The sequence below is a fragment of the Streptomyces sp. NPDC012510 genome (assembly GCF_042955065.1).
Taxonomy (GTDB): domain Bacteria; phylum Actinomycetota; class Actinomycetes; order Streptomycetales; family Streptomycetaceae; genus Streptomyces.
The window spans coordinates 329,445-342,200 of sequence record NZ_JBIBEN010000001.1; the positions used below are offsets into that span (position 1 = coordinate 329,445).

Annotated in this window: 14 protein-coding genes; 13 read left to right on the forward strand and 1 reads right to left on the reverse strand. The window is 68.8% G+C overall.

Going from position 1 to position 12,756, the window contains the following annotated elements; genetic code table 11:
• The first annotated feature begins 15 nt into the window (after positions 1-15).
• From ACFY9I_RS01395 to ACFY9I_RS01445, 11 genes are all read left to right on the forward strand, one after another.
• On the forward strand, positions 16-1,278 hold the full coding sequence (locus ACFY9I_RS01395) for a cytochrome P450 (protein ID WP_390994974.1): 1,263 nt from the start codon (positions 16-18) through the stop codon (positions 1,276-1,278).
• A 5-nt stretch (positions 1,279-1,283) separates the two neighbouring features.
• Complete coding sequence (locus tag ACFY9I_RS01400; protein ID WP_037673461.1) at positions 1,284-1,607, forward strand: 2Fe-2S iron-sulfur cluster-binding protein; 324 nt, start codon at positions 1,284-1,286, stop codon at positions 1,605-1,607.
• A gap of 6 nt (positions 1,608-1,613) precedes the next feature.
• Entirely contained in the window at positions 1,614-2,906 is a 1,293-nt protein-coding gene (locus ACFY9I_RS01405) for an FAD-dependent oxidoreductase (RefSeq protein WP_390994978.1), read from the forward strand.
• Positions 2,903-3,421 (forward strand): HtaA domain-containing protein, encoded by a 519-nt coding sequence (locus ACFY9I_RS01410; protein WP_390994981.1) that lies wholly within the window; start codon positions 2,903-2,905, stop codon positions 3,419-3,421. The genes ACFY9I_RS01405 and ACFY9I_RS01410 overlap by 4 nt, the downstream gene beginning before the upstream one ends.
• Positions 3,418-4,494: a hypothetical protein gene (locus tag ACFY9I_RS01415; protein WP_390994984.1), complete on the forward strand. Its 1,077-nt coding sequence runs from the start codon at positions 3,418-3,420 to the stop codon at positions 4,492-4,494. The genes ACFY9I_RS01410 and ACFY9I_RS01415 overlap by 4 nt, the downstream gene beginning before the upstream one ends.
• A gap of 52 nt (positions 4,495-4,546) precedes the next feature.
• On the forward strand, positions 4,547-5,566 hold the full coding sequence (locus ACFY9I_RS01420) for an alcohol dehydrogenase catalytic domain-containing protein (RefSeq protein WP_390994987.1): 1,020 nt from the start codon (positions 4,547-4,549) through the stop codon (positions 5,564-5,566).
• Positions 5,567-5,664: 98 nt separating this feature from the next.
• Positions 5,665-5,919, forward strand: a complete 255-nt coding sequence (locus ACFY9I_RS01425; RefSeq protein ID WP_390994990.1) for an alcohol dehydrogenase catalytic domain-containing protein — start codon at positions 5,665-5,667, stop codon at positions 5,917-5,919.
• Positions 5,920-5,978: 59 nt separating this feature from the next.
• A complete protein-coding gene (locus ACFY9I_RS01430) occupies positions 5,979-6,770 on the forward strand; it encodes a zinc-binding dehydrogenase (protein WP_390994993.1) in 792 nt (263 codons plus the stop codon).
• Positions 6,771-6,962: 192 nt separating this feature from the next.
• Positions 6,963-7,790, forward strand: a complete 828-nt coding sequence (locus tag ACFY9I_RS01435; protein WP_390994996.1) for an MBL fold metallo-hydrolase — start codon at positions 6,963-6,965, stop codon at positions 7,788-7,790.
• A 22-nt stretch (positions 7,791-7,812) separates the two neighbouring features.
• Positions 7,813-8,793 carry an aldo/keto reductase gene (locus ACFY9I_RS01440; protein ID WP_390994998.1) on the forward strand — a complete coding sequence of 327 codons (981 nt, stop codon included), beginning with the start codon at positions 7,813-7,815 and terminating at the stop codon, positions 8,791-8,793.
• Positions 8,794-8,934: 141 nt separating this feature from the next.
• Positions 8,935-9,513, forward strand: a complete 579-nt coding sequence (locus tag ACFY9I_RS01445) for a WHG domain-containing protein (RefSeq protein WP_390995000.1) — start codon at positions 8,935-8,937, stop codon at positions 9,511-9,513.
• 183 nt (positions 9,514-9,696) lie between these two features.
• Here the strand turns inward: ACFY9I_RS01445 and ACFY9I_RS01450 are convergent, their stop codons facing one another.
• On the reverse strand, positions 9,697-10,698 hold the full coding sequence (locus tag ACFY9I_RS01450) for an AraC family transcriptional regulator ligand-binding domain-containing protein (protein WP_390995002.1): 1,002 nt from the start codon (positions 10,696-10,698) through the stop codon (positions 9,697-9,699).
• 186 nt (positions 10,699-10,884) lie between these two features.
• Here ACFY9I_RS01450 and ACFY9I_RS01455 point away from each other — a divergent pair, with 186 nt between their 5' ends.
• Positions 10,885-11,736: an oxidoreductase gene (locus tag ACFY9I_RS01455; RefSeq protein WP_390995004.1), complete on the forward strand. Its 852-nt coding sequence runs from the start codon at positions 10,885-10,887 to the stop codon at positions 11,734-11,736.
• Positions 11,737-12,216: 480 nt separating this feature from the next.
• Positions 12,217-12,738 carry a hypothetical protein gene (locus tag ACFY9I_RS01460; protein WP_390995006.1) on the forward strand — a complete coding sequence of 174 codons (522 nt, stop codon included), beginning with the start codon at positions 12,217-12,219 and terminating at the stop codon, positions 12,736-12,738.
• The last annotated feature ends 18 nt before the right edge of the window (positions 12,739-12,756 follow it).

Below are 12,756 nucleotides of genomic sequence, written 5' to 3' on the forward strand. Positions count from 1 at the left end.
AAAGGCCCGTACGACATGAGTGTCACCCACGACCTCGTCCGGCGGTCGGCCGCCGGCAGGCCGGTCATCGACTTCGACCACCACTCGCCCGCCTACCGCGACACCTGGAAGCAACTCGCCGCCCGGTTCCACGCCACCGGCAGCCCCATCGCCTGGACCGAACACCACGGCGGCTACTGGGTGGTGGCCTCGTGGGAGGAGGTGCAGCGCATCGGCTCCGACTGGGAGACCTTCACCTCCGTCAACGACCTGACCGGCACCGAGAACGGCGGCAAGGGCCAGCTCATCCCCCAGATGCCCTACCGGCTGCACCTCGGGGAGTCCGACCCGCCGCTGCACACCGAACGCCGCCGCATCGAAGCGCCGTTCTTCACCCCGAAAGCCCTGCGCCAGTGGGCTCCCGTCGCCCGGCAGTACCTCGACGAGGCCCTCGACAAGGTGGCGGGGCGGGGGCAAGCCGAGCTGATCGACGACGTGATCATCCCGACCACGGCACGCACCACGCTCTACGTCCTCGGATACGACGCCGACGACTGGCACGACGCCGCCTACGCCGCGCACGAGGGTGTGTACCTGCTGCCGGACGATCCCCGCTACCCGCACGAGGCACAGGCACGGCTCCGGGTCCGCTTCCGCGACATGCTGGCCACCCGCAGCCAGAACCCGGCCGGTGACGTCCTCTCGGCCCTGGCCACCGGTACGGTGCAGGGCGAACCGCTCGGTCTCGAGGTGGCCGAGAGCATGGTGAACGCGCTGGTCTTCGGTGGCTTCGACACCACTACCGCCGCGACCGCGAGTGCGCTGATCCATCTCACTCAGCACCCGGACCAGGCGGAGCGGGTGCGCACGGACGCCGCGTACCGGAAGAACGCCATCGAGGAATTCCTGCGGTTCTGGCCACCGGGGACCGGCATCGCCCGTACCGCCGTACGGGACACCGAGATCCTCGGGCAGCCGATCGCCCGTGGGGAGAGCGTCTACATGTGGCTGGCCGGCGCCAACCGCGACCCGCTGAAGTTCCCCGACCCGGACCGGCTCGACCTGGAGCGGGACAACGCGCGCGACCACGTCTCCTTCAGCACCGGACACCACCGCTGCCTCGGCTCGCCCCTGGCCAAGGCCGAACTCGACGCCATGCTGGAGACGATCCTCACCCGGCTGCCCGGCCTGCACATCGACCCGGACGCCGTGGTCGGCTACCCGAGCATCGGGGGCGCGCACGGCTACATCTCGGTCCCCGCGACCTTCACTCCCACTTCGACCCCGACGGAGGTGTGACGAACATGCCCAAGGTCACTTATGTGTCCGACGCCGGTGAGGTCCGCGTCGTCGACGGCTTGGTCGGCGACTCGGTGATGCAGACCGCAGTCCGCAACGGCGTCCCCGGCATCACCGGCGAATGCGGCGGCGTCCTGTCCTGCGCCACCTGTCACGTCTTCGTGGACGAAGCCGACCTGGATCGGCTGGAACCGGTCAGTGGCCTGGAGGACGAGATGCTCGACGGCACGGTCGTCGACCGCTGCCCCAACTCCCGGCTGTCCTGCCAGATCAAGCTCTCCGAAGAGCTCGGCGATCTGCGCGTCACCACCCCGGAAGCCCAGGAGTAGCACCTCGTGAACAGCACCGCCGTCGCCCCGCGCGACACCGGCGTGCTCGTGGTGGGCGCCTGTCAGGCCGGCATCCAGCTGGCCTGTTCCCTCCGCGAGTACGGCTACACAGCCCCGATCACCGTGGTCGGCGCCGAACAGCACGCGCCGTACCAGCGTCCACCGCTATCCAAGACCCTCCTCCACGCGGCGACGTCGCCCGACGCGATCGCACTGCGTTCGGAGGCGTTCTACGCCGACCACGGCATCCGGTTGGTGCTCGGGGAACGCATCATCCGGGTCGACCGGGGCGACGGCGGTGCGGGGGTCGCGTACGCGCACTCCGGCCGTAGCTTCGCGTTCGACCGGCTCGCGCTCACCGTGGGCGCCCGCCCGCGACGACTGCCCGTCCCCGGCGCCGATCTGGCCGGCGTCCACTACCTCCGGGACGCCGACGACGCGCTCGCCCTGCGTGCGGCCCTGGCAGAGGCGGTCGACGTCCTGGTCATCGGCGGTGGCTTCATCGGACTCGAAGTCGCGGCCAGTGCCCGGGGGCTCGGCTGCGAGGTCACCGTCGCCCTCGCCGACAACCGACTGCTCGAACGTGCCGTAGGAGTCCCGACCAGCGAGTTCTTCCTCGACGCCCACATCCGGCGCGGGGTGAGGGTGCACCTCGCAGCGCCGCCCGTACGCCTCCTGGACGACGGTCACGGGCGCGTCCGTGGCGCCGAACTCCCCGACGGCAGCGTGCTGACGGCCGACCTGGTGGTCGTCGGGATCGGCGCCGTGCCCCGCACCGAACTCGCCGAGCAGCTCGGACTGACCGTCGACAACGGCATCGTCGTCAACGAGTACGGCCTCGCCTCCGACGGCACCACGGTCGCCGCGGGCGACTGCGTCGCCTGCCCCCCGCCGGTGGACCTCCCCGACGGCCCGGCCCGGATCCGCTTCGAGTCGGTGAACACCGCCATCGAACAGGCGAAGACCGCCGCCGCCCTGCTCGCCGACAGGCCGGCCCCCTACTGGGCCGTGCCCTGGTTCTGGTCCGACCAGTACGACCTCAAGCTCCAGGTCGCGGGCCTGTCGACCGGCCATGACCGGTACGTCGTACGCGGCGAGCCGGACACGGAGAAGTTCGCCGTCCTCTACTACCGCGGCGGACATCTGGTCGCCGGTGACTTCGTCAACCGGGCGGCCGACTTCCTCGCCGTACGCTCCGCCTTGGCCGCGGGCCGGACCATCCCGCCGGAAGCGGCCACTGACACCACGGTGCCGTTGAAGAAGCTCATCGCCGACGGTCCCCGGCAGGCAGTGGCATGACCGCCCCGGCCACCCTGCCCGGACTGCGATGGAGCGTCAAAGTCCCGTTCCTGCGCTACATCGCCCGCTCTCCAGAGGGCCGCTGCTCGGTCACCGACGGCGCCTCGGTCGTCGACGAGCACATGTTCCTCTTCAGCCCGGACGATGCGTCGGCATTCAACGCCGACACGGTCACCGGCCTGCTGAAGTTCCGGGGAGACGTACGCTTCGCCGCCCACTACGGGCTGCTCTTCGCCCGCATCGCCGACCCCTGGCTGTCCGTCACCGGCGGCGTGGGAACCCTGACCATCGCGGCACCGCCCGGCCAGTCACCCGAGCGCATCCCTCTGACCACCCTCCACCTGCGGACCGCCGATCCGACGGACCGCACCGGCTTTTGCCTCGGCACGCACGTCCGGCTGACGGCTCAGGGATCCGAACTCTTCAACGGGGTCTACCCCGTGGACGAACCATTCGACGACCTGACCCTCCTCCTCACTCCGTCCTCCACAACCGCCCTGGAGAAGACACCATGACGACCCTCGCGTCGGACACGGAAACGGCCCCCTGGCCGACCGAACCCACCCCCGACCTGCTGACCCGCATCAGCCAGGCACGGGCCAAAGGGGTGGCCTGGCTGCGCGACCGCATTGCCGACGACGGCCGCCCCGAAGGCGCCGAGACCGCCAACTCGTGGTGGCGCGCCCCTTGGGCCCTGTGCGTCGGCGGAGCCCCGGACGCCGCCGCCGCGATGGTGGGCTGGGCTGAACGCGAGGCCCTCACCGACGAAGGCGACCTCCGCTCCGGCCCCTACGACGCCCCCGGCGGCGGCAGCCCCGTGTACCACCTCTCCCCCCTCGCGATCGCCTCCTGGCTGCTCGGCCGCTACGACACCGCGATCGCGATCAACACCACGCTCGCGCGCTTCCAGAACCCCGACACCGGCGGAGCCTACGACCTTCGCGACTTCACGCAGGACCCCCTGGAGGACAACCTCAAGACCGCCCAACTGGGCTTCTCCGCGCTGGTCACCGGTGACCGTGACACAGCCGACGGCGTCCACCGGTGGCTGAGTCGCAACCTCGCCGACCAGCCCGACGCGCCCCACCGGCTGTTCACCAGCCGCCGCGGCGACACCCTGGTCACCGACTTCCCGGACGAGACGGCCTTCCTCCGCGTGGTCGACTTCCGGGCGCCCCGGCAGGCGTACTTCCACCCCGGCATCGCCGCCGCCTTCCTCGCCGGATACGCACGACAGACCAGCGACGCCTCCGCGCTCCGGCTGGGCCGTGAGTACCTCGCCCTCACCACAGGCGGCACCGAGGAGCAGTACGACGACCCGACGTCGGTGCAGATCTGCAAGTTCGGCTGGGGCGCCGCCGCCATGCTCACGGCCGACCCGGACGGCGGCCACCTCCCCTGGACGGTCCGGATGGGCGAGTGGTTCGTACAGCGCCAGCGCCACGACGGCGCCTGGGCACCGTCGTCGTTCGCGACCCCGAGGCCCGGAATGCTCGACCTGTACTGGAAGACGGCCGAGCACGTGATGGAACTGTCCTACATCGAGCACGCCCTGCGCTCCACGAGCGCCGGCACCACCCCCGCCTGACGCATTGATTCGCACGGCCAAAGACGGACGTGCGTCGGCAAAGGAACCAGGAATGCTCGCTGTCGTTACCCAGGGCAATGGCACCGTCGAAGTGACGGATGCTCCCAAGCCCACTGTCGTGGAACCCGATGACGTGATCGTCAAGGTGAGCGCGGCCGCCGTGTGCGGGACGGATCTGCACTTCGTCCGGCGCCCGTTCCTGCCGCCCACCCTCACGCTGGGGCACGAGTTCATCGGCACCGTCGTCGAGACGGGCACCCAGGTACACCATGTGACCGAGGGGCAGCGGGTGCTGTCGAAGATGTTCGTCGCCTGCGGACGGTGCAAACCCTGCCGCACCGCGAACCAGCCCCGGTGCGCCGAATACCGGCTCTTCGGCGGAGGCATCCTCGACGGAGGCCAGGCCGAGTACGTCCGCGTCCCGCGCGCCGACTTCACACTCAGCGAACTCGACGCCTCCGTGTCCGACCAGGACGCGCTCGTCCTCACTGACATCCTCCCCACCGCCTGGGAGGCGCTCGTCAAGACCCGCTTCCAGAGCGGTGCGACCGTGGGCGTCGTCGGCTCCGGCCCGGTCGGCCTCCTCATCGCGCAACTGGCCCTCGCCCGCGGCGCGGCCGCCGTCTACCTCGTGGACCTGGACCAGCGTCGCCTGAAGCAAGCGGAGAAGCTCGGCGCGGTGCCGGTGCCCGGCGGTGAGGGTGCCGCCGAACGCGTTCTCGAACTGACTGGTGGGAACGGCGTCGACGTGGCCATCGACGCCGTCGGCGCCATCCCTGCGATCAGCACCGCCCTGGCGTGTGTGGCCCTCGGCGGCACCGTCGGTCTCGTCGGTGTCCTGCTCAACGGCGACCTGCCGGTCACCGCGCAGAACCTGTTCGGACGCCAGGTGACCATCGTGCCGGTCACCGGCAACCCGTACGCGGCCAACGACAACCTCACCACCATGATCACCGCGGGGAGGATCGAGCCGGGCATCGTCATCGACCACGAAGCCCCTCTGTCCGCCGCCGCCGAGACCTACCAGTCGTTCATGGCACGCGACTTCGTCAAGACCGTTCTGCGGCCCTGAACCCTCCCGCCGCGCTCCCGCGCTCCCGCGCTGCCGGGAGCGGGGCACTCCAGCCGACGAGATCACCAGCAACATCAGCCACACGAAAGGAAACAGACATGACCAAGGCAGCCGTGCAATTAAAGGCAGACGGCCCCGTCGAATTCATCGAGGTCGACGTCCGGCCGCCAGGTCCTGGAGAAGTCCGTGTCCGGATGGCCGCCGCCGGCCTGTGCCACACGGACGTGCAGGCCCTCTACGGCGGCGTCGCCAGCATGACCATGCCGCCACCGGCGGTCGCCGGACACGAGGGCGCCGGCGTGGTGACCGAGGTCGGCCCGGGCGTCTTGGGCCCGCCGTCGGCGACCACGTGATCCTCTCCGCCTTGGGGCACGATGGCACGTGCGAGTTCTGTACGGACGATCATCCCTCGTTGTGCCTGCGGAGCCTTCAGCTGGCGGACCCGCGCACGGGGAACGGCCCCGCCCTGTCGGTCGACGGCACCCCGGTGACCCCCTTCGGCCCCCTCGGCACGTTCACCGAGGAGACGATCGTGCCCGCGGAATGCGCCATCGCCATCGACAAGGCCATGCCGCTGGACCTCGCGTGCCTCATCGGCTGCGCGGTCTCCACGGGAGTGGGTGCCGTCCGCAACCGGGTCACGGTACGGCCCGGCAACCACGTCGCGGTCCTCGGCTGCGGCGGAGTGGGCCTGAACATCGTCCAGGCGGCACGACGGGCGGGCGCCGGCAGCGTGATCGCGGTCGACGTCAGTGAGGAGAAGCTGGCGGCCGCGACCGCGTTCGGCGCGACCCACGTCATCGACGCCCGCCACGTGCAGGTACCCGACGCCGTCCGCGCCGTCACCGGCCCCTTCGGCGCCCACTTCACGTTCGAGAGCACCGGTCTGACGGACTGCATGGTGCAGGCCGTCTCCGCAATCCGCCCGGGCGGAACCGCGGTCCTCCTGGGCATGGCGCCCAGCTCCTCCGCACTCGCCCTTGACAACATCGCCGACATCATCCTCCAGGAGAAGGTGATCACCGGCTCGCTGATGGGCAGCGGCTACTCGGCCCGCGACTTCCCCGTTCTGGTGCGCGAGTACCTCGAAGGGACCCTCAAGCTCGACGAGCTCATCACCCGGCGTCGTCCCCTGGCCGAGATCAACGAGGCCATCGCCGACCTGAAGTCGGGCACCGGCCTGCGAACCGTCTTCACCTTCTGAGCCCCCTCATCCGGCTTCACCCCTCGTTCGCGGGCACGGAGGTCCCGCAGCACTGCACCCGACAAAACCGTGACGACATCACCGCGGGGACGATCTGCGAACCGATGAGGCCGTCCAAGCCCGTGCCGTCGCCGCTGCACCGCCGACTGCCGGCGCCCACGGTGCACGCCACACAACGCCGAGGAGGACCTTGTGGTCGTTACCAGCATCGATCCCGTACTCGATGCTCAGCATCCCGTACCGCCGGGCGAATTCTTCGACCCTCCGCCCGGCGCGGGCCAAGATTGGCAGACCGCGCCGCCGTGGTTCGACGGGGCGGGCTGGATCATGCCGATGGGCGGTTTCCTGCTGCGATCGGGAGACCGGACGATCCTGGTCGACGCGGGACTGGGACCGAACATCGATATCGTCGAAACGCGCGGAAAGCTGTTCGACTCGCTCGCCGATCTTGGCGTCACACCCGAGCAGATCACCGATGTCGTGCTCACCCACCTGCACTTGGACCACGTCGGCTGGGTCGCTCCTGCGGGTGAACCGATCTTCACTCACGCCCGGCACCACTGCCACCGCGCTGATTACGACTGGATGCGTGCTGATCCCGGCAGCAACCCTGCCACGGCCCGGGTGACCGATACCATCCATGCCGTTTCCGACCTTCTCCGCCTAGCCGAGGGGGAGCGAACGGAGATCGCGGATTCGGTCGCGCTGCGGCTGTTCGCCGGTCACACACCCGGCAACTGCGTCGGCGAGATCGAGACCGGCGAAGCGCGAGTATTGCTGCTGGGGGACACCGCGCATCACCCCGTACTCCTGGTCGAGGATGGGTGGACCGACCGCCTGGACGAAGATCGCGCCGCGGCGGCCAGGGCCCGCGACCGGCTCGCGCAAGAGATGGAACGTACCGGAGCTATCGGTCTCGGCGCACACTTCCCGGGGCCCCAGGACGGCCGCATCATCCGTGACAAGCAGGGCTCACGGCAGTGGCAGCCGATCCCGAGCAACCGAATCCACACGAACTGAACGCACATGAAAGGAATCACAGGTGAAAACTGTCCGACTGGGCAAGAGCGGCCTGGAGATGAGCGGCGTCATCCTGGGCATGATGACCTACGGTGACCCCGAGCAGGGCTACCCGTCGTGGACCATCGGCCTCGATGAGGCCCGTCCGTTCGTCCGCTGCGCCTACGAGGCGGGTATCACGACCTTCGACACCTCCAACGTATATTCCAGCGGCACAAGTGAGGAAATCCTGGGCACGCTGACCAGAGAGTTGGGTCCCCGCGAAGAGTTCCAGATCGCGACGAAGGTGTACGGGCATCAGCGCCCGTCTCGCAACGGCTCCGGCCTGAGCAGGGTCGCCATCATGCACGAGATCGACGCCTCGCTGCGCCGCCTCGGTACCGACTACGTCGACCTTTATCAGATCCATGCTTTCGATCCGAATACACCGATCGAAGAGACGATGGAAGCACTGCACGACGTGGTCAAGGCTGGCAAAGCCCGCTATATAGGCGCATGCAATCTCCTGATGTGGCAGCTCGCGCTCATGCAGAACGCGGCAGACCGACACGGGTGGACCAAGTTCGTGTCGAATCAGCTGCACTACAACTTGCTGGCGCGGGAGCTGGAACGCGAGGTCGCGCCCTATGCCGAAGCCACAGGCATGGGAATTCTGCCCTGGAGCCCGCTCGCACGCGGACGGCTCACCCGGCCGTGGGGCTCGGAAGGGTCCGGGCGTGAAGCCAACGACACACTGTCTCCACAGCTGTATACCCGCGACGAGGAATCGCACAAGCGGGTCGTGACCGCTGTGCAGGAAGTCGCCGAGGCTCGCGGGGTGCCGATGGCGCAGGTCGCGGTGTCCTGGGTGGCGAATAAATCCCCGGTGGCCGCGCCGATTGTGGGTGCCACGAAGGAACGCCATATCGACGACGCCGTCGCCGGTCTCGAACTCGAACTCACCACCGAGGAGATCACCAAGCTCGAAGCGGCGAACACCTTGGTCCGCAACGGAATTATCTGAGTCCTCCCGCCGCTGCCCCGCCGGGCCGCGCACGACAACACCATCCATTCGGTGATCATCCGACCAGGAGAAGAAGATATGCCCGACAGGGACACAGTCATCGCATCGGTTCCGACCGGGCTGTAGGTCGGTGGTGAACAGGTGCCGGCCATCGACGGACGCACATTTCCGGTGTTCGATCCGGTCGATGGCCAGGTGCTGACCGAGGTCGGCATTTCCGCACCCAGCGTCTACCGGCACTTCATGAACAAGGCCGAGCTGGTGACCACCGTGCTCGACGTCACCTACCGCGCACTGGCCGTCGTGATGAGCGAGGCTGGCAAGTCGGCTGCCGCGGCGGGCGCGGGCCCGTGGGAACGCGTGCGGGCCACCGTCACGGCCTATCGCAGGTTCGCCATCGACAAGCCGCGCCGCTACCGGCTGATGTTCAGCCTGGAGTACGAGCCCGACCGGCCACCGACCACCGGCCACCCCGTCGGCACCGTGCTCCACGCGTGGACCTACACGGCTGACGCCTACCTCGCCGAAGTGGTCCCCGGCCGTCGGGCCGAGGCGCAGGACCTGGGTGTCCACCTGTGGACCGCCCCGCACGGTCAGCTCGTTCTGTGGCGCACCCTGCCGAGTTCCGCCGCCGGCAACGAGGCCATCCTGATCGAACTGGAGGAGTCCTTGCTGCGACGCCTGCTCCCGGTACCGGAGGTTGCGAGCCCCGCGGAGTGACAGGCCAGATCGGCACCCTGCTCCCGGAAGGTGGACGAGGTCGCCCGATCATGCGCCGCTCGATAAGTCATCGCGGCACCTCACGCGGCGTGCCTGTACTCGTCGATGACTCCGCCGCCATCTCGTCGCTCGCGATCCGATGGGCCGCATGAGCGAGCCGGTCGAGGTCCCGCGACGGCCCATTCAGACTCCGGCGACTGCTGCGGTCCGGAGGGCGTCGGGGGTGGTTCCGGTCCAGGTGCGGAAGGCGCGGTAGAAGGAGTTGGTGTCGTCGTAACCGAGTAGGTAGGCGATTTCGGCGATGCGCATGGTGCTGTTGCCGAGGTAGTGGCGGGCCAGGTTTTCGCGGGTCGTGGCGAGGATTTCCTGGAAGCTGGTTCCTTCGAGCTGCAGTTGTCGTTGCAGGGTGCGGTTGCTGACGGCGAGGTGACGGGTGACCGCGGTCATGGAGCTTCCGCCGGCGGGAAGTGTTTCGTGCAGCGCGGCCCGCACCCGCTCGGCGACGCTGGCCGTCGCCTGCAGGTCGGACAGGCGTCGGCGGAGTTCCGGGGCGAAGAACCGCCAGAGTTGCTCGTTCTCGGTGAGGAACGGGCGGCTCCCGTCGGCGGGCGCGAAGGTGATCGCGTGCGTCCGTCCCTTGTGGACTTCTACGCCGAGGTAGTCGTCCAGGCCGGCGTGCTCGGCAGGCAGCCAGGGATCGACGGCCCGGACCGGCCGGACGTCGTGGCGGGTCGCGATCCGGGCCAGAGCGACCCAGAACACCATCTCGGCGGCGGCCAGCTGGGGCGGGGGCGGGGGCGTGTCCGGCGGCCACCGGAAGCTGATCGTCAAGCCTTCGTCGCCGTTGTCGAGCCGCAGGTGCAGGGGGCCGATGAGGGGCTTGTGGATGGCGATGCGCTCAGCTGCCGTCCGCAGATCGGGGCTGCACAGGGCGGCGAAGATCGGCGGGTTGAACATCTCGACCGAGATCGACCGGCCGATCGCGACAGCCAGGTCCGGATCGCCGCTCTCGGCCTCGAGCGCCTCCCACAGCCGGAAGTACTCCTCGAGGGGGAGGGCGACCGGGCCGCGGCCGAACAGGTCGGCAGGCAGCTGGGCGCGCCGGAGCACCCGGGTGGATGACACGCCGAGGTCCTTCAGCAGGGCTTTGATGCTGGGATCCAGGGTGAATCGTCCGGTGCTCACGACGGGAGCGTAACGGCCGCCGGCATGCCTGTCACCAGCAGATGACGCCATTCCTCTCGCCAAACGCGCCATCGAAAGCTGGCGTCATACGCAAGTGAGTTGGCGCGCCACGCTAGTGCCAGGCCGCAGATCCACTTCTAGCGTTCACAGCGAAACGTCACCACGTCCACCGAAAGGATCACCACCATGACCACCAAGGTCGCACTCGTCACCGGAGCTTCGTCGGGGATCGGCGAGGCCACCGCGCTCAGGCTGCGCGAGGCCGGCTACACCGTCTACGGCGCGGCGCGGCGTGTGCAGCGCATGCAACACCTGACCGAGCTGGGGATCCGGCTGCTGGCCATGGACGTCACCGACGACACTTCCATGCGGGAAGGCGTCGAGAAGCTCATCGCCGACACCGGCCGGCTCGACGTCCTCGTCAACAACGCCGGCTACGGTTCCTACGGCGCCGTCGAGGACGTCCCCCTGCAGGAGGCCAGGGAACAGTTCGAGGTCAACGTGTTCGGCGCAGCGCGCCTGACCCAGCTGGTCCTGCCGCACATGCGGGCGCAGCGCTCGGGAACCATCGTCAACATCACCTCGGTGGGTGGCCGCATGTGCACCTCACTGGGAGCCTGGTACCACGCCACGAAGTACGCGCTGGAAGCGCTCAGCGACTGCCTGCGCATGGAGCTCAAGCCCTTCGGGATCGACGTCGTGGTGATCGAACCGGGCGGGGTCAAGTCCGAGTGGGGCGGCATCGCCGCGCAGAAGGCCCGCGCCGTCTCCGGCACCGGCCCGTACGCCCCGCAGGCCAACGCTGTGGCCGACTCGCTCAGTTCGGAGGCCAACGAACGCCGCCTGTCCTCGCCGGACTTGATCGCCAAGACCATCGTCAAGTCCGTCCGGGCACGCCGGCCCAAGACGCGCTACGCCGTCGGCTTCGGCGCCAAGCCCATGATCTTCCTGCACAACACGCTGCCCAACCGCACCTTCGACGCCTTCATGCGCCGCGCCACCAGCGTGCCCGGGAAGTACGTGCCCGCGAACAACTGACGTATGCCACACCCGATCGATCCGGCACGGCACGCGCGGACCGCACCCGGCACTTGATCCCTTTCCCCTAGCCTTGCCGAGCACGTGTACTGTGCGGGCACAACTCGCCGCGCACCGCAGGCGCGAACTTTTACCTACTGCGCCAGCCGGCCGGAAACCTGATGATGATCGACACGCCGCGCTTGAGTACAGCCCTGGCGCGTGAGGTTGCATGGGAGCAACAGCTGCCGGGTCCGCCTCCGGACCGTACGAGTAAGCGCTTCCTGACACTGACAGGGACAGGAAGCGCCGACCAGTGGAACAGGGACACGTGCACAATGCGTCTCCGGAGATCCTCGATGCCATCGCACGCGTCCTTCAGCTGAGCGAGGCAGAAAGCCTTACCTCACCCATCTCGCCGGGCCGAAGAGGCCCTTCCGCAAGAGGCCTGCGACCAGGCCGCAAAGAGTGCGCAGCTGCCTGTGCCACTTGCTCGACTCCATGACAGGCGTCCCCGCGTGTGTCATCGGGAGCCACGCCGACATACTGGCGTGGAACGGGATGGCGGCGGCACTTTTCGGCGACTGGTCACAGCTGCCCGCGCGCGAGCGCAACTGGGCACGCCTGATCTTCCTGGACCCCGGCTACCGGGACTTGTTCGTCGACTGGGAGCACAAGGCGTCGGAGGTCGTCAGCTACCTGTGGATGGATGCCGGGCGCCACCCCGGAGACCTGCAACTGTCGGCGCTGGTGGGGGAGCTCTCGGTCAAGAGCGAGGAGTTCCGGCGCATATGGGCCCGGCATGAGGTCCAGAACAAGGGCTTCGGGGTCAAGCGGATGCATCACCCGCTGGTCGGCGAGATCACCTTGTCCTTCGAGTCCTTCCGCGCGGCAGGTGACTCCGGGCAGGTGCTGATCACTTTCCACGCCGAGCCGCACACGCCCTGTGCGGAAGCGATGCACATGCTCGCGAGCTGGGGCGCAGATGCCACCGCCGCCGGTGCCGTCGAGCACAGCGACTGACCCACGACCGCGCCCGTG

Coding starts and splice junctions, on each gene's coding strand:
- ACFY9I_RS01395 (WP_390994974.1), top strand. CDS start 16: ATGAGTGTCACCCACGACCTCGTCCGGCGGTCGGCCGCCGGCAGGCCG.
- ACFY9I_RS01400 (WP_037673461.1), top strand. CDS start 1,284: ATGCCCAAGGTCACTTATGTGTCCGACGCCGGTGAGGTCCGCGTCGTC.
- ACFY9I_RS01410 (WP_390994981.1), top strand. CDS start 2,903: ATGACCGCCCCGGCCACCCTGCCCGGACTGCGATGGAGCGTCAAAGTC.
- ACFY9I_RS01415 (WP_390994984.1), top strand. CDS start 3,418: ATGACGACCCTCGCGTCGGACACGGAAACGGCCCCCTGGCCGACCGAA.
- ACFY9I_RS01420 (WP_390994987.1), top strand. CDS start 4,547: ATGCTCGCTGTCGTTACCCAGGGCAATGGCACCGTCGAAGTGACGGAT.
- ACFY9I_RS01425 (WP_390994990.1), top strand. CDS start 5,665: ATGACCAAGGCAGCCGTGCAATTAAAGGCAGACGGCCCCGTCGAATTC.
- ACFY9I_RS01455 (WP_390995004.1), top strand. CDS start 10,885: ATGACCACCAAGGTCGCACTCGTCACCGGAGCTTCGTCGGGGATCGGC.
- ACFY9I_RS01460 (WP_390995006.1), top strand. CDS start 12,217: ATGACAGGCGTCCCCGCGTGTGTCATCGGGAGCCACGCCGACATACTG.